Raw genomic sequence first — 15,630 nt, 5'->3', positions numbered from 1 at the left:
ACGGCCTGCTGAGTGACGTTGCCAAATATGTGTCTATCATTTTCGGTTATGACGACTCGGGGCACATTGATGGGGCAGTCGAGCGAGCGCGGGGTGGCAAGATGCGCTCGTTGAGTTCGACACATCGTTGGCCAGGACTGGAAGCCGAGCGCGTGTCGCGCGATCGTCTTCATCTCTCCGCGTGCGCGGCCATGGGGCCCGCGCGTCGGCACGGTCCATGGCGCGTCGCCTCCGGCGTCTGGACCAGATGTCGCGAAAGGGGCGCACCATGGCTGTCGCACGCAACTCAACCACATCTCTGAAGACGCAGCGCCGCAGCGGCTTCGTCCATTGCTGGATCGCGTCGGGCGATGCGGACAGCCGTTCGCTGCGGCGCCGGTTGCTGGCGGTGTTGCGGCAGGCACACCGAATCCTTGGCGTGAAGCGCGCTCGGCTGGGACTTGGCCCGCTCGGAGCCGGTGGGGCGGTCGGCGCGATGTTTGTTGTCGTGGGGCTCATGAGCCCGCAGGCGGCGTTCGCGCAGGTCGCCATCGGCAACGGGGTCTTGAGCAATCCCGCGAACTGCACCAACCCCACTGCTGCAACCGCGGGCAGCACTGCGCTGGGTTGCGGCGCCCACGCCGCCGGATCCAGTTCAACCGCCATCGGCACCAGCACCACCGCGAATGGCCAGAACTCCCTGGCGATCGGCGATGCCAACACCGCAACCGGCGATGGCTCGATCATCGTGGGCTATGCCAACTCGGTGAACGGCCTCAATGCGATCGGCATGGGTGTGTTTGCCAACGCGACCGGCACCAATGCCCTTGCCGTAGGCGGAAACGCGCACGCCACCGGCGACGGATCGAGCGCCTTCGGCGTCAACACCACTGCAAACGGGGCGAGTGCCGTCGCCATCGGCTCATCGGCCAACGCGTCGGGCGGTGCCTCGATCGCCATTGGATTGTCTTCTGCCGCCTCGTCTCCAAATGGTTCGGGCACGGCCATCGGGGTCGGCTCCAAGGCCAACGCCGGAACCGGCGGCGGGTCGCCGATCGCGATCGGCGTGAATGCCAATGCCAGCGGGACCGCACCGAGCGGCTTCACGTTTGAGGCCGTCGCGCTCGGTACCGGCTCCACCGCGACGGGGGCATGGTCGACCGGCGTCGGTTCGAGCGCTTCTGCGACCGGCACCGGCGCCAGCGCCCTCGGCACCTCCGCCACGGCAGCGGGTAATCAGGCCACTGCGCTCGGAAACGGCGCGGCGGCCTCCGGCCAAGGCGCGAACGCGTTGGGCTACACCGCGAATGCATCGGGCGCAAACGCGATTGCCATCGGCTCTTCCGCCGCGGGATCGGGAACGAGCGCATTTGCCGGAGGCAATCTCGCCACCGCATCCGGGAATTTCGCCGTTGCTTTGGGTAACCAGGCGCAGGCGCTGGCCGCGGGGGGCGCGGTTTCGATCGGATCGGGTGCAATCGTCGGCGGCACGGCGACGGGCGGCATCGCGGTCGGCAATAATGCGAGCTCCACCGGTGTGTCTGCTGCCGCTGTCGGCGTTGGGGCGTCCGCATCAGGCGGAAATGCCTCCGCCCTCGGCACCCAGGCCCAAGCGACGGGCACTTATGCAACTGCAATTGGCTCCGGCGGGACCACGGTGGCGACGCGGGTGATCGCCTCAGGCGTCGGATCGATCGCGCTCGGCGGCAATTCGACCGCCGGCGCCAATGCTTCCGGGAATAACGCCATCGCCATCGGCGGGCAGGCAGCTGCCAGCGCCGTCAGCGCGATTGCGCTCGGCACCAATGCCGCGGCCAGTTCCGCCAATGCTGTCGCCGTGGGCACCAATGCGGCGGCCGCCGGCGGTCAGGCCGTCTCGATCGGTGCGAACAACACTGCCTTTGGCAACGGTGCCGTGGCGATCGGCGATCCCAGCTATGCCAGCGGCACCGGCGCCTTCACCGGCGGCGCCAACAACATCGCCAACAGCGACGGCACGGCCACCGCCACCGCCGCCAACCAGGCCAACGGCGCGGTTGCGATCGGCAACAACAACAAGGCGATCGGGCAGGGCTCGGTCGCGCTTGGCAATGGCTCGACCGCAGGCGCCGCCGGCTTAGTGGGCAACGTCGCACTGGGCAACGGCGCCACGGCGGCGGCAAGCTCCGGCGATGTCGCGCTCGGCTCCGGCAGCGTCACCGCGACCGCTGTCAACACGCCGAGCACGGTGATCAACGGCACCACCTACAGCTTCGCGGGAACGACAGCGGTCTCGACCGTCAGCGTTGGCGCTGTTGGTGCCGAGCGCACCATCACCAATGTCGCGGCGGGGCGGCTCAGCAACTCCTCGACCGACGCGATCAACGGCTCGCAGCTGTTCGCCACCAACCAGGCGGTCGACAGCCTCGCCACCACGGTCAACAACATCAGCACCAGCGGAATCAAGTATTTCCACGCCAATTCGACGCTGGCCGATTCCTCCGCGGTCGGAACGGACTCGGTTGCGGTCGGTCCGCTGGCGAGCGCGACCGGCACGAATGCGATCGCCGTCGGCAACTCCTCGTCCACCGGGGCCGACAATGCCGTCGCCGTCGGCTTCGCCTCGAGTGCGTCGGCGCTCGACTCCGTGGCTTTGGGCTACATCGCCAAGGCGACGGGGCAATACAGCACCGCGGTCGGACCCAATGCGCAGGCCTCGGCCACATCAAGCACCGCGATCGGCCAGAATGCGGCGGCATCCGACGTTCAGGCGACCTCTCTCGGTGTCAATTCGAGTGCCGGTGCCGCCAATGCACTCGCGCTCGGCGCCAATGCCAGCGCGACGAACGCAAACGCGGTCGCGCTCGGCTCCGGCAGCCAGACCAGCGCGGCGGTTCAAACCGCCAGCATCGTCATCGGCGGCAACACCTACGGCTTCGCCGGCACCACCCCGACCTCGACGGTCAGCGTCGGCTCGGTCGGCAACGAGCGTACCATCACCAATGTCGCGGCGGGACGGATCAGCAACGGCTCGACCGACGCGATCAACGGCTCGCAGCTGTTTGCCGCCACCTCGGCGATCGACAGCCTCTCGACCATCGTCAATAATGGCCTGACGCATTACTATAGCTACAACGACGGCGGTACCCAGCAGGCCAACTACAACAACAACGGCGCGACCGGCGCGAACTCGATGGCGGCCGGCGTTGCCGCGTCGGCAACCGCGGCGAATTCCACCGCGCTGGGCTTCAACACCCAGGCGACGGTCGCCGACGGCGTCGCGCTCGGCTCGGGCTCGATCTCCAACCGCGCGCTGGCGCCGGCATCGGGCACCATCGGCGGCACCATCATCCCCTACAACACCACCGATCTCACGCTGCTCGGCGCGGTGTCGGTCGGCAATGCGACGAGCTACCGGCAGATCACCAATGTCGCCGACGGCACCGAATCGAGCGACGCCGTCACCGTGCGGCAGCTGACCGGCGCGCTGCAATCGTTTGCGACCACGACGACGAAATACTTCCACGCCAACTCGACGCTCGCGGATTCGCTTGCGGTCGGCAACAACTCGGTCGCGGTTGGACCACAGACCGTGGTCAACGGCGACAACGGCATCGGCATGGGCAATGGCGCGACCGTGGCGCAGACCGCGCCCGGCGGCATCGCGATCGGCCAGAATTCGGTCTCCAACTTTGCCGATTCGATCGCGTTCGGCACCAGCGCGGCGGCCAACGGCATCCAGTCGGTGTCGATCGGCGCGGGATCCCAGACCACCAACCCGACCAGCGTCGCGCTCGGCCCGAACGCCAAGGCGACCGCGCAAGCCGGCGACGTCGCGCTCGGTGCCAATTCGACCACCTCGACGGTGGTCGCGACCAAGAGCACCACGATTGCCGGGACCACCTACGACTTCGCCGGTACCGCGCCGACCTCGACCGTCAGCGTCGGCAGCGCCGGTGCCGAGCGTACCATCACCAACGTGGCCGCGGGCCAGATCAGCTCGACCTCGACGGATGCGATCAACGGCTCGCAGCTCTGGGCCACCAACACCTCGCTCGCCGCTCTCTACACCACGGTCAACAACATCTCGACCGGCGGTGGCGGCGTGAAATACTTCCACGCCAATTCGACCGCGGCGGATTCGATCGCGACCGGATCGGAGAGCGTCGCGATCGGACCGCAATCGGTCGCAAGCGGCGCCAATGCGATCTCGATGGGCAACGGCTCGGCCGCGTCGGCCGACAATTCGGTGGCGATCGGCGCCGGCGCCAAGGCGACGGCCGCCAACTCGCTGGCGCTCGGCGCCAATTCCACCACCACGGCCAATCTGAGCGATGCGGCCTATACGCCCGTGGTCGGCAAGAGCGTGGCGGGGGTCGCGACCGGCGAAGTGTCGGTCGGCTCGTCCGGGGCCGAGCGCCGCGTCACCAATGTTGCCGCCGGCTCGGCCGCGACCGACGCGGTCAACGTCAGCCAGCTGCAGGCGGTTGCGTCGAGCTCGATCCGCTACGACACCGACGCCTCCGGCAACACCACCAACAAGGTGACGTTGAACAGCGGCAATGGCGGGCCGGTGACCATCAGCAACGTCGCGGCCGGTGTGGCCGGCACCGATGCGGTCAACGTCAACCAGCTCAACAGCGCGTTCCAGCAGCTCAACGGCCAGATCGGCGAGGTGCGGCAGGACGCCTGGCGTGCGGCCGCGATCGGCATGGCCGCAGCATCGCTGCGCTATGACGACCGGCCGGGCAAGATCAGCGCATCGGCCGGCGGCGGCGTCTGGCGCAGCCAGGGTGCGCTCGCCTTCGGCATCGGCTACACCAGCGAGAACAGCCGGCTGCGCAGCAACCTGGCGGCGACCACCGCCGGCAGCGACTGGGGCGTCAGCGCCGGCGTGAGCCTGACGCTCAATTGACGCTGACGGCGACGAGGCGGCCGGCGTGTCTGGCCTGGTTGGTCTGGCTCGCGGCGGCGACGAGCGCGGGTGCGCAGCCCGCGCCGCCGCCTGCCTATTCCGTGAAACCGTCTGATGTCGTGGTGCCGGAAGGCGAGACGCTCGGCGAGTTCAGGCGGATGATCCAGCCGTTCAAGAACTGGACCCTGATCTGCGACGAGAGCCTCAGATCGAAGCGTCGGGTCTGCAACGTCACGCAGTCGATCGTCAATGCGCAGGGCGCGCTCGCCTTCAACTGGTCGCTGGTCGCGACCGCCGACGGCAAGCCGCTGATGGCGATGCGGATTCCCGCGGCCGCCGGCGTCGGCGCGCAGATCGAGCTCGCGATGGGCGACAGTCCGGATCGCATCGTTGCGCAGACCGATCGCTGCGACACCAATTTCTGCTTCGCCACGATCGCGATCGGCAACGTGCTGCGGCGGCATATCCGCGCGGCGACGCCGTGCCTGGTGTCCTATCAGCTCCCGCAGACCGGGCCGGTCATGCTGGAGGCGCCGCTCGACGGACTGTCCGGCGTGCTGGCGAAATTGAAGTGAAGCGAGGTCGGAGATGCGGATGCGGAATTCCGGGATCCGGCTCGAGACTGACACGCTAAATGAAAAGGACGGATGGTCGATGCGGCGCACCCTTGGCTTGATCTTTGTTGCGGTCGTGGTGGCTGCGCTCGGTGCCGCCGGCGTCGTGGTCTATGCGCAGCAGACCCCAATCCCATTGCAGCCGGCCGCGCCGGCGCCGGCCAAGAAGCCCGCCGTCGCCGCGAAGCCGCAGCCGCACAAGCGTCCGCAGGAGGCGCAGACGCCGGCGGCCGCGGCCGTTCCGCCGCAGCAGGCTGGGCAGCAACCGACCGTGTTCGACGATCAGGCGCGGCAGGCCAACATCGTGACCTGCGCCAACCTGTTCGGGACGCTCGGCCGCGGACTTGCGATGAACTCCAACTACACCGCGCAGTCGCAGTGGGACGCCAAGGCCGGCAATTCGCATTCGGTGCAGTCGCTGGTCGCGCTCGCACCGAACCAAGCCCCGCAGGGAAACCAGGCCTCGCAGGGAAATCAGGCCCCGCAGGGGACCGCCGTTCAGCAGGCCGCCGGCATCGTGTTTGCCGCTCCGGTCGGATCGTCCTGCGAAGGCAATCTGGTGCGGGTCACGCCGCGGGCGGAAAGCTGCCCGACGGTTGCCGCCGAGCTCGCCAAGCTCAACGGCCAGACCGGCGCGCTCGGCGAACTCGCGACGATCGCGCTGCCGAACGGCGCGCAGGTCGTGCTGCTTCCGTTCGGCAATGCCTGCGTCGCGGTGACCGCGCTGCGCCTCGCGGGATAATCCTCACGCCCGGCTCAACCAAGCTCCGCGAGGCGCCGCGTTTGACGCGCGATCAAGCGCTCGACATCGGCAATGTCGGCAGGTGCGAGCGCGGCGCCGGGCTTGCGCAAGGTGGCTGAAGCGATCACGCCGCGCCTGGCCAGCACATATTTGCGGATCGCAAGGCCCGGGCCGGGCTGCTGCTCGTAACGCGCCAGCGGCAGATAGGCGTCGAACAGATCGTGGGCGCGCTCGATGTTGCCGGCGGCATGGGCGCGCCAGACATCGACCATCATCTCCGGATAGGCGAAGCCGGTCATCGCGCCGTCGGCGCCGCGGCTGAGCTCCTCGGGCAGGAACACGCCGCCATTGCCGACCAGGATCGAGATCCGCCGGGCGCGGCCGGCGTCGCTCGCCGCACGCAGCGCCGACAGCTTGGCAAGGCCCGGCCAATCCTCGTGCTTGAGCATCACCATGTTGGACAGTCGCCCGGCGATCGCCAGAATCACCTTCGGCGTGAACTGGACCTGCGTCGACAGCGGGAAATCCTGCAACACCAGCGGCGCGCCGGCGATAGCTTCCGCGACCATGTCGTAATAGCCGACGATCTGGTCGTCGGTGCGCAGCGACGATGGCGGGGCGACCATGACGCCGGCGGCGCCGTCGTCCGTCACCGCGCGGCTGAGCTCGGTCATCGCGGCGAAGCCCGGCGCGGAAACGCCGACCACGACCGGGACGCGTCCGGCCGCGCGCGCCAGCACGCGACGCACCAGCGTGCGGGATTCCGCCGCGGTGAGTTTTGGCGCCTCGCCCATCATGCCGAGCAGTGTGAGGCCGGTCGCGCCCTTCTCGAGATAGAAATCGACCATGCGATCGGCGCTGTCGAGATCAAGCGCGCCGGTGTCGGTGAACGGCGTCACCGCGATCACATAGACACCGTTCGCGGTTTCGTTGAGCAAGGTCATGACTGGTCTTCCTGTGGTGGTTGGTGTGGTCGGTGTCAGTCGAGCGCGGAGATCATGCCGCTGATCAGGTTGCCGGCCAGCAGCTGCTCGGAGGTCGGCACGAGGTTGCGATGGATCTCGATCAGCGCATCGGCGATGCGATCGAGCCGCCGCCGCAATTCGCGCGCGAGCGCGATTGCCGCGTCTTCCTCGATCGCCTGGAAGCGAATGCGTTGGCCGGGGCGCAGCTGGGCCAGCCGCGGAAAGTCCGCCGAGATGACGGTTGCGATCTTCGGATAGCCGCCGGTGGTCTGGCGGTCGGCGAGCAGGATGATCGGCTGGCCGTTGCCCGGAACCTGGATGCTGCCGAACACGATGCCGTCGGACACGATGCCGACCGCGCCGGCATGGGCCACGGGCGGCCCGTCGAGCCGGTAGCCCATGCGATCGGACAGCGCGGTCACCTCATAGTCCGACGTCAGGAACGTCGTGATGCCCTCGGCGCTGAACGCATCGTCCTGCGGACCGAGCAGCACGCGGATCGGGCCGTCATGCCGGATCCGATGCGCGGGAGACAGCATCAGATGCGGTCGGTCCGGCAGACCCGGCGTTGCCAGCGGCAGCAGATCGCCGTCGCGCAGCGGCCCGCCGTTGAGTCCGCCGAGCTGGCTGCGCGCATGCGTCGCGACGCTGCCGAGCATCGGCTTGATCGCGAAGCCACCGCTGACTGCGAGGACGGCGCGCGCGCCGTCGCGCGACGAGCCGATCGACAGGCGTTGGCCTGCTTTCAAGTCGTGGGTCTCGTGCGCGGCGACCTCTCGGCCGTCGATCGTCATGGCGAAATCGGCACCGGCCAGCGCGAAGCGGATGTCGCCGCCGGTGCAGGCCAGCACCGGCCCGGTCAGCGTGATCTCGAGCGCCGCGGTATTCGCGGGATTGCCGACCAGCGCGTTGGCGGTCGCCAGCGCGACCGTATCCATCGCGCCCGACGCGGAGATGCCGAACCGCTGCCAGCCGTGACGGCCGAGGTCCTGGATGGTGGTGGCGAGACCGGGCGCGATGACTTCAAGATGCGCCGACATCGTGCCGCTCACGTCCGCAGCTCCTCTTTGTCGGCGGCGATCTCTCCGGCGTCCGCGGCGCGCTCGAGCGCGGCGAATTCGGCGGCCGCGATCGGCCGGAAGCGGATCAGGTCGCCGGCACTGAACAGGAACGGCGCCCGCTCGCGGTGGGGATCGTAGGAGCGCACCGGCGTGCGCCCCAGCATGTGCCAGCCGCTTGGTGCTGCGATCGGCGGTGAGATCGCGGCCTGCTGGCCTCCGACCGAGACGCTGCCGGGCGGTGTCGTCAGCCGGGGCGAGGGACGCCGATCGATGTGGAGCACGGGATCGAGCCCGCCGAGATAGGTCAGTCCGGGCATGAAGCCGATCATGTAGACGCGGTATTCCGCCGCGCCGTGCCGCGCGACGATCTCGTCCGTCGTGGTGTCGAGACGTTGTGCGAGCCAGTCGAGATCCATTCCGTGTTCGCCGCCATAGATGACGGGAACGGTCCAGCGATGGCGCAGCCGGCCGGTCGGCGCCGGCGGCCACAGCGCCATCACTTCGGCTTCGATCTCGCGCCGCGTCACCACGGTCGGATCGAAGCAGACCAGCACGGTGCGGTAGGTCGGCACGATCTCCACCACACCGGGCAGCGCGCGTGCGGTCAGCGCCTGGTCGAGATCGACGACCCGGGCGTTCACCGTTGCATCGATGCCGTCGCCGAGCTCGATGGTCAGCGCGGCATCGCCAGACCTGCGAAAGCGCGGCTGCGCGTAGAGTGCTTCATTCATCCGGTGCGCTCATCTTCTGTTGCGATCGTCCGGCAATACGCGGACGTGATCGCGCGAGAGCCTCTCCCGCGAGACACCCTTTGCAATCCCTGCGCCAAAATTCCTCGTGGCATGCCGTGGGCGCGATGTGTATATCGGACCTGTACTATCAAGAGAGGGAAGACGATGGCGCTGATCGACATGAACTGCGACATGGGCGAGGGCTTCGGTGTCTACACGCTCGGCGACGATGCCGAGATGCTGCGCACCGTGACGTCGGCCAACATCGCCTGCGGCTTTCACGCCGGCGATCCCCTCGTGATGCATCGCACGCTGACGGAGGCGAAGGCCAACGGCGTTCAGGCCGGCGCGCATCCCGGCTTTCTCGATCTCTGGGGGTTCGGCCGCCGCCCGATCCAGGGTGAACGCCCGGCCGATATCGAGAAGATCTTGCTTTACCAGATCGGCGCGATGATGGCGCTGGCCGCCGACGCCGGTCACCCGATCCGTCACGTCAAGACGCATGGCGCGCTCGGCAATATCGCCGCCGAGGACCGCGACCTTGCGGAGGCGGTGGCGCGGGCGATCCACACCGTCGATCGCAATCTGATCTTCGTCGTGATGCCGGGCCAGGAGACCGAGCGGGCAGGGGAGAAGTTCGGGCTGCCGCTGGTGCGCGAGATCTATGCCGATCGCGCCTATGCCGACAACGGCAATCTGGTATCGCGCCGCCTCGCGGGCGCGGTGATCCATGATGCCGAGGTCGCGGCGGAACGGGTCATCCGCATGATCGAGGACCGTGCCATCACCTGTCTGTCCAGCACGCGCCTGCCAACCCGGATCGACAGCGTCTGCGTCCATGGCGACACGCCGGGTGCGGTGGCGATGGCGCAGCGGCTGCGCGAGCGCCTTGCCGCATCGGGCGTCAAGCTGGCGCCGATGGCCGAAGTGATCGGCGCGTGAGGATTGGCCGCGGCTCACCGCTTCCTCACTCCAGCACGAGGTGGGCGAGCAGCGTTGCGGCGGCCTGGAAGTCCTCGATCCGCATCGCCTCGTGCGGATTGTGGCTGCCGTTCTGATTGCGCACGAACAGCATGACGCTGGGAATGCCCGCATTGGCAAACACCGCGGCGTCATGCCCCGCGCCGCTCGGCATCGTCAGATGGCCGATCTCGAGACGATCGGCGAGGCGGCCGAGCTGTCGCAGCAGGTGCGCGCTCATCACCGCCGGCTGGCTCCCGGTGCGCTCGCCGAGCTCGAAACGGACGCCGCGCCTGGTCTCGATCTCGGCGACGAAAGCGATCGTTCGGTCGTGGATGTGCTCCACCAGCTGGCGGTCGACGCTGCGCACGTCGAGGCAGAAATTCAGTTCGCCCGGCACCTTGCTGAAGCCGTGCTGGGAGGCATCGGTGAAGACCTCGCCGAACGTGATGGTGGCAGGGCGGCCCGCGGCATCGAGATCGTCCCAGAGCCGATCGAGCGACTGGATGAGATCCGAGACCGCAAACACGGCGTCGTGCCGATGCTGGCGCGGCACCGCACCTGAATGGCCGTAGCTGCCGAGGCAGCGCGCCTTGCGGTAGCGGAAGCTGCCGGTGATGCCGGTGACGAGGCCGAGCGGCAGCTTCGCGGCCTCGAGCGTCGGGCCCTGCTCGATATGCGTCTCGACGAAGCCGTGGATCTGCGCCGGCTTGAGCAGATGCTCGCCCCTCGCGACCCGTTCCGGCGCGAAGCCGAGATCGCGCATGTGGTCGCGCAGCGCCCGCCCGGTGTCGGAGCGCGGCAGATCGAGCACATCGGCAGGCAGCAGGCCGAGCAGCGAGCGGCCGCCGATATAGGAAGCGGGAAACCAGTTGCTCTCCTCGGCGCGCGTCGCGACGACGATGACGCTGCGTCGCGGCCGCAGTCCGCTCCGTCTAAGTCCTGCGATCGCGGCAAGGCCGGCGATGACGCCGGCGGCACCGTCGAAATTGCCGCCGTGCGGCACCGAGTCGAGATGAGAGCCGACCACCCAGGCCGGCAGGTCCGGATCGGTGCCCTCGAGCGTGAGCAGCAGATTGCCAGCGGCATCGACGGCACGGGACAGCCCGAGCTCGGCCGCTTCCTGGCCAATAAGGTCGTGCGCGCGCTGTTCACCGGTGCCATAGGCGTCGCGGGTGACGCCGGGTTCGTCGCGGCTTTGCTCCGCCAACCGATCGAACAGGCGAATTGCGAGCTCGCGATCGGCGTGCAGCATGCGCTGAGCGGTCATGGGCGCGCTCCGCGACGCTGCGGCCAGACCAGCGGATTAACGAGGAAGCGCGGCCGCTCGTCCGCCAGCACCGCAAGAACGCCGCGCGCGACATCCTCGGCGGTCCGCGCCAGGCTTGCCTCCGTCGAGCCCGCGATATGCGGGGTCAGGATGACGCGATCGTGCCGCAGCAGCGGATGATCCTTCGGCATCTCCTCGCGCGCAAAGACATTGAGCCCGGCGCCGCCGAACCTGTTGGCATCGAGTGCGTCGAGCAGTGCGGCTTCATCGATCACTCCGCCGCGGCCGGTATTGACGAGGAGGGCGCCCGGCCGCATCGCCGCCAACTCGGCCGCGCCGATCAACCCGCGGGTGGACGGCGTCAGCGGCAGATGCAGCGAGACGATGTCGGATTGCGCCAGCAGGTCGCGCAGCGCGGCGACGGGCTCGACGGCGGCAGCCGCATAGATCTCCGGCGCGGTTTCCAGCGAATGCGCGATCACCCGCAGTCCCAGCGCTTTGGCAAGCGAAGCGGTCTGGCGGCCGATATTGCCGAAGCCGACAATGCCGAGCGTCAGTCCGTCCAGCTCGGTCAGCCGCGCGCGATATTTGAAGCCATGGTCGTGTTCACGCACGGCGCGGTCAGCGCTGACGATCGACTTGGCGAGCGCGAAGATCAGCGCAATGGCGTGTTCGGCCACCGAGCGCACATTGCTGTTCGGGGCGTTGACGACGACGATGCCGCGCGCGGTCGCACGCGCGACGTCGATCGCGTCGACGCCGACGCCATGCGAGCCGATCACGCGCAGCGCCGGCGCGGCCTCGATCGCGGCGGCCGGAAAGCCTGCGCTTCGGGTCACGACGGCGACGCAATCCGCTGCCGCGCGGATCAGCGATTGCGGGTCGGATCGCGCAAGCTGATGCAGCACGAGGCCGCCCTGTGTCAGGACGTCCAGCCCGGCCTGATGAATCGGCTGGACGATCAGGCAGGTCTTCGAGGTCTCGGCCATGCTTAATTCCTGTGCACAGGCAGCCTAAAAAATGCCATTGGAACTCCAATGGTATACCATTAGCTTAAATGCGCCGGCCGTTTCAATAGCTGAAAAGTCCGGATCCAACGCCGGCGGCAAAGTCGGTGCGTCGAGACGATCATGTCGTTCGTCGGGAGGATTAATGTGACCGCGATGCCGGCCGCTGCGCCGATCCTGAAGCTGAAGGACATCCGCAAGCGCTTCGATGCGAACGAGGTGCTGAAAGGCGTGTCGCTGGACGTCAGGGCCGGGGAGGTGATCTCGATCATCGGTGCCAGCGGCTCCGGCAAGAGCACGTTCCTGCGCTGCGTCAACCTGATGGAGCTTCCGGACGAAGGCTTCATGGACTTCGGCAGTTTCGCCTTCGATTACGCCGAGGGTGCACGACGCCAACCGACGCCGCAGCAGCTGCGCGAATTGCGTGCCCAGATCGGCATGGTGTTTCAGAGCTACAATCTGTGGCCGCACATGACGGTGCTGGAAAACGTCGTCGAGGCCCCGGTCCGGGTCAAGAAGGTGCCGCGCAAGGAGGCGACCGAGCACGCCGAGGCGTTGCTGCGCCGGATCGGGCTCTATGAGAAGCGCAACGCCTATCCGTCGAAACTGTCCGGCGGCCAGCAGCAGCGCGTTGCGATCGTGCGGGCACTGGCGATGAAGCCGGCGGTCATGCTGTTCGACGAGGTGACTTCCGCGCTCGATCCCGAGCTCGTCGGCGAGGTGCTGGAGCTGATGGGATCGCTCGCGGCCGAGGGCATGACGATGCTGCTCGTGACCCATGAGATCGCGTTCGCGCGCGATGTGTCGTCACGGGTGGTGTTCTTCGATCAGGGAGTGATCGCCGAAGAGGGCGCGCCGCGCGACGTCCTCGCTAATCCCAGCAGCGACCGCCTGCGCCAGTTCCTCAAGCGCGTGCTGCACCAGGACTTCGCCGCATGACCGCTATCGCATCGCTTGATTGGATACGCCGATGTTCCTGACCAGGATCCACGACTGGGCCGTCGATTTCGCGATCTATCTTCCCGGCTTCGGCAAGGCCGCAGGGATCGTGCTGGCGCTGACCGTGCTGATCATCCTGGTCAGCTGGATCTGTGGCCTGATCGCCGCGCTCGGCAAGCAGTCGCGCTTGAAGGTCGTGCGCGGGGCGGCGGATTTCTACGTCTGGTTCATCCGCGGCACGCCCACCCTGGTGCAGGTCTTCATCGTCTATTTCGGCTTCCCTCAGCTCGGCCTGAAACTGTCGCCCTTCGTCGCCGGCACGCTCGCGCTCGGCGTTTCCAGCGGCGCCTATGTCGCCGAGACCATCCGCTCCGGCCTCACCGCGATCCCCAAGGGACAGATGGAATCGGCACTCGCGCTCGGCATGAGCCGCGCCGGAGCCATGCACCGGATCATCCTGCCGCAGGTGTTCCGCATCATCCTGCCGTCCCTCACCAATGAGGCGATCTCGGCGCTGAAGAACACCTCGCTGCTGTCCACCATCACGGTGGTCGAGCTGACGCTCTACTCGCAATTGCTGATCGCCAGCACGTTCCGTCCGTTCGACTTCTACATCGCCAGCGCCTTCATCTACCTGGTCATGACGACGTTGCTGTCGAGACTCGCACAATGGCTCGAGCGCAGCTACGCGCTGCGCTATTGATCGGAACGTCCCATGACGAATGTGAACGCCTCCATCCATGAAAGGACACGACTGATGATCTCGCGACGGCAGTTTGCCTATCTAGCGCTCGGTGCCGGGTTGACGTTCTCCGTTCCCGCCGTTGCGTCCGACCTCGAGCTGCTGCAGCCGGGCAAGCTGCAGGTCGCGACCCAGGGCACGTTTGCCCCATTTTCGATGCGCAGGCCGGACGGCGAGCTCGATGGATTGGAAATCCGGATCGGCAAGGAGATCGCGCGCCGCCTTGGCCTCGAATACACGCCCGTCATCACGCAGTTCGACGCCGCGCTGGTCGGTCTTCTCGCCGGTCAGTTCGACATGACCAGCGTGTCGATGGACATCACTCCGGCCCGCCAGAAGCAGGTGACCTTTGCCGACGGCTGGCTTGCTTCAGGCGCCACGATCCTCACTCGCAAGGACACCGGGATCCGGACCGGTGCCGATTTGAAGGGCAAGAATGTTGGCGCCGTCGCGGCCTCGACCTTCGGCAAGATCGCCGAGCAGAACGGTGCGTCACTGAAGAGCTACAAAGCGGAGGTCGATGCGGTGCAGGATCTCGTCAATGACAACCTCGATGCCGTGATCACCGATGCCGTCGCCGCCAACTATGCGATCAAGGCCAAGAAGCTGCCGCTGGTGACCGGCGAAGGCACGCTGAGCCAGATCCAGAAAGGGCTGGCGATTCAGAAGGGCAAGCCCAACCTGACCAGGGCTGTGAACAAGGCCTTGGCAGACATGATCGCCGACGGTACCTATGCCAAGCTCACGACCGAATTGATCGGATTTGATCCGCACCCCGCGGAGCCGATTCGCAGCGAGCTCAATTGATCGATCGTCGTCCGCATTGAGGCGGCATTCCGGCCAACCGGAATGTCGCCGCAGAAGTCATCCGAGGGAAGATCAGGACATGCCGCGCAGGCCGAATGCAGCGGGCAAGGCGACCAACCGGTCGCAAGCCGCACCCGATGTCTCCCTTCTGCTCGCCCCGACCGAAAAGAGCCTGAGCCAGCTGGCGTATGAGCGCATCCTCGATCTCTTGGTGAAGCGCGAGCTGCCGGCCGGGACGGTGATGCAGGAGCGCCGGCTCGCCGAGTTCCTCGACATCTCGCGCACGCCGATCCGCGAGGCGCTCTATCGGCTCGAGACCGAAGGGCTGGTCACGCGTGCGCCCGGCAACAGCCTGGTGGTCAAGGAATTCTCGTTGCGCGAGTTCATCGAGATCCTGCAGGTGCGGCGGGTGCTCGAGGCCGAGGCGGCGGTGCAGTCGATCGAACGCATACCGCCGGCCGAGCTCGATGAGCTACAGGCCAGGATCGTGCAGCTGCGCGAGCGCAATGATCCGCAGTCGCCGGAGAACCGCGAGCTCGACGGCCGCTTCCACGAGTTGGTCGCCGACAACAGCGGAAATGCGGTGCTGGCGGCCTTGATCCGCGATCTCAGGCTGAAGACCCAGATGTTCAACCTCAGCCGACTGCCGGAGCGCTTCGCCCCGGTTCACAACGAGCATCTGGCGATCATCGCCGCGCTGCGCGCCAGGGATGCCGCCGCGGTTCGCGCTGCCGTCGAGGCGCATATCGAGAACATCAAGCTCAGCATCATGCGCAAGCTCGGGACCGTCGGCTGATTGCTAACGCGGAGCCGGAGCGGCGCCTCAGGTTAGGCGCTCGGGCCTCGCGCATCGCGGTGCGGCACCAGGCCGAACCGGCCGTGCAGTCCGCGCCAGAAGCTCGCGAACAAAACGCTCAGA

The 15,630-nt window shown here is 67.4% G+C and carries 13 protein-coding genes; 8 read left to right on the top strand and 5 right to left on the bottom strand.

The window, feature by feature from the left end:
- Positions 1–268 precede the first annotated feature (268 nt).
- The 3 genes from ACVMB0_RS02705 to ACVMB0_RS02695 all read left to right on the top strand — a co-directional run bounded on the left by ACVMB0_RS02705 (position 269) and on the right by ACVMB0_RS02695 (position 6,229).
- Positions 269–4,873 carry a beta strand repeat-containing protein gene (locus ACVMB0_RS02705; RefSeq protein ID WP_461345242.1) on the top strand — a complete coding sequence of 1,535 codons (4,605 nt, stop codon included), beginning with the start codon at positions 269–271 and terminating at the stop codon, positions 4,871–4,873.
- Complete coding sequence (locus ACVMB0_RS02700; protein WP_456752335.1) at positions 4,870–5,448, top strand: invasion associated locus B family protein; 579 nt, start codon at positions 4,870–4,872, stop codon at positions 5,446–5,448. Before ACVMB0_RS02705 ends, ACVMB0_RS02700 begins: the two co-directional genes overlap by 4 nt.
- Positions 5,449–5,527: 79 nt before the next feature.
- Positions 5,528–6,229: a hypothetical protein gene (locus tag ACVMB0_RS02695; protein WP_461345241.1), complete on the top strand. Its 702-nt coding sequence runs from the start codon at positions 5,528–5,530 to the stop codon at positions 6,227–6,229.
- 14 nt (positions 6,230–6,243) lie between these two features.
- Here the strand turns inward: ACVMB0_RS02695 and ACVMB0_RS02690 are convergent, their stop codons facing one another.
- Genes ACVMB0_RS02690 through pxpB form a run of 3 tightly spaced genes read right to left on the bottom strand, consistent with a single transcriptional unit; the run spans position 6,244 to position 8,986 of the window.
- Entirely contained in the window at positions 6,244–7,173 is a 930-nt protein-coding gene (locus ACVMB0_RS02690; RefSeq protein WP_461345240.1) for a dihydrodipicolinate synthase family protein, read from the bottom strand.
- Positions 7,174–7,208: 35 nt separating this feature from the next.
- Positions 7,209–8,234: a 5-oxoprolinase subunit C family protein gene (locus ACVMB0_RS02685; RefSeq protein ID WP_461349581.1), complete on the bottom strand. Its 1,026-nt coding sequence runs from the start codon at positions 8,232–8,234 to the stop codon at positions 7,209–7,211.
- Between the two features lie 8 nt (positions 8,235–8,242).
- Positions 8,243–8,986 carry a 5-oxoprolinase subunit PxpB gene (pxpB, locus tag ACVMB0_RS02680; protein ID WP_461345239.1) on the bottom strand — a complete coding sequence of 248 codons (744 nt, stop codon included), beginning with the start codon at positions 8,984–8,986 and terminating at the stop codon, positions 8,243–8,245.
- 165 nt (positions 8,987–9,151) lie between these two features.
- Here pxpB and ACVMB0_RS02675 point away from each other — a divergent pair, with 165 nt between their 5' ends.
- Positions 9,152–9,928, top strand: a complete 777-nt coding sequence (locus tag ACVMB0_RS02675) for a LamB/YcsF family protein (protein WP_461345238.1) — start codon at positions 9,152–9,154, stop codon at positions 9,926–9,928.
- Positions 9,929–9,953: 25 nt separating this feature from the next.
- Here the strand turns inward: ACVMB0_RS02675 and ACVMB0_RS02670 are convergent, their stop codons facing one another.
- A complete protein-coding gene (locus ACVMB0_RS02670) occupies positions 9,954–11,216 on the bottom strand; it encodes a Zn-dependent hydrolase (RefSeq protein WP_461345237.1) in 1,263 nt (420 codons plus the stop codon).
- A complete protein-coding gene (locus tag ACVMB0_RS02665) occupies positions 11,213–12,205 on the bottom strand; it encodes a hydroxyacid dehydrogenase (protein WP_461345236.1) in 993 nt (330 codons plus the stop codon). Before ACVMB0_RS02665 ends, ACVMB0_RS02670 begins: the two co-directional genes overlap by 4 nt.
- 141 nt (positions 12,206–12,346) lie before the next feature.
- Here ACVMB0_RS02665 and ACVMB0_RS02660 point away from each other — a divergent pair, with 141 nt between their 5' ends.
- From ACVMB0_RS02660 to ACVMB0_RS02645, 4 genes are all read left to right on the top strand, one after another.
- Positions 12,347–13,162 carry an amino acid ABC transporter ATP-binding protein gene (locus ACVMB0_RS02660; RefSeq protein WP_461345235.1) on the top strand — a complete coding sequence of 272 codons (816 nt, stop codon included), beginning with the start codon at positions 12,347–12,349 and terminating at the stop codon, positions 13,160–13,162.
- A 31-nt stretch (positions 13,163–13,193) separates the two neighbouring features.
- Positions 13,194–13,865, top strand: coding sequence for an amino acid ABC transporter permease (locus tag ACVMB0_RS02655; protein WP_461345234.1), 672 nt, complete (start codon positions 13,194–13,196; stop codon positions 13,863–13,865).
- Positions 13,866–13,919: 54 nt separating this feature from the next.
- Positions 13,920–14,711 carry a transporter substrate-binding domain-containing protein gene (locus tag ACVMB0_RS02650; RefSeq protein ID WP_461345233.1) on the top strand — a complete coding sequence of 264 codons (792 nt, stop codon included), beginning with the start codon at positions 13,920–13,922 and terminating at the stop codon, positions 14,709–14,711.
- 79 nt (positions 14,712–14,790) lie between these two features.
- Complete coding sequence (locus ACVMB0_RS02645) at positions 14,791–15,507, top strand: GntR family transcriptional regulator (protein WP_461345232.1); 717 nt, start codon at positions 14,791–14,793, stop codon at positions 15,505–15,507.
- Positions 15,508–15,630 lie beyond the last annotated feature (123 nt).

It is taken from the genome of Bradyrhizobium sp. USDA 4451, from assembly GCF_054822585.1.
Note: the sequence above shows the minus strand (reverse complement) of the source record. Positions and strands in the feature narration are given on the sequence as shown.

Coding starts and splice junctions, on each gene's coding strand:
- ACVMB0_RS02705 (WP_461345242.1), top strand. CDS start 269: ATGGCTGTCGCACGCAACTCAACCACATCTCTGAAGACGCAGCGCCGC.
- ACVMB0_RS02685 (WP_461349581.1), bottom strand. CDS start 8,234: ATGTCGGCGCATCTTGAAGTCATCGCGCCCGGTCTCGCCACCACCATC.
- ACVMB0_RS02670 (WP_461345237.1), bottom strand. CDS start 11,216: ATGACCGCTCAGCGCATGCTGCACGCCGATCGCGAGCTCGCAATTCGC.
- ACVMB0_RS02645 (WP_461345232.1), top strand. CDS start 14,791: ATGCCGCGCAGGCCGAATGCAGCGGGCAAGGCGACCAACCGGTCGCAA.
- ACVMB0_RS02695 (WP_461345241.1), top strand. CDS start 5,528: ATGCGGCGCACCCTTGGCTTGATCTTTGTTGCGGTCGTGGTGGCTGCG.
- ACVMB0_RS02690 (WP_461345240.1), bottom strand. CDS start 7,173: ATGACCTTGCTCAACGAAACCGCGAACGGTGTCTATGTGATCGCGGTG.
- ACVMB0_RS02660 (WP_461345235.1), top strand. CDS start 12,347: ATGTCGTTCGTCGGGAGGATTAATGTGACCGCGATGCCGGCCGCTGCG.
- ACVMB0_RS02650 (WP_461345233.1), top strand. CDS start 13,920: ATGATCTCGCGACGGCAGTTTGCCTATCTAGCGCTCGGTGCCGGGTTG.
- ACVMB0_RS02655 (WP_461345234.1), top strand. CDS start 13,194: ATGTTCCTGACCAGGATCCACGACTGGGCCGTCGATTTCGCGATCTAT.
- ACVMB0_RS02675 (WP_461345238.1), top strand. CDS start 9,152: ATGGCGCTGATCGACATGAACTGCGACATGGGCGAGGGCTTCGGTGTC.
- ACVMB0_RS02665 (WP_461345236.1), bottom strand. CDS start 12,205: ATGGCCGAGACCTCGAAGACCTGCCTGATCGTCCAGCCGATTCATCAG.
- pxpB (WP_461345239.1), bottom strand. CDS start 8,986: ATGAATGAAGCACTCTACGCGCAGCCGCGCTTTCGCAGGTCTGGCGAT.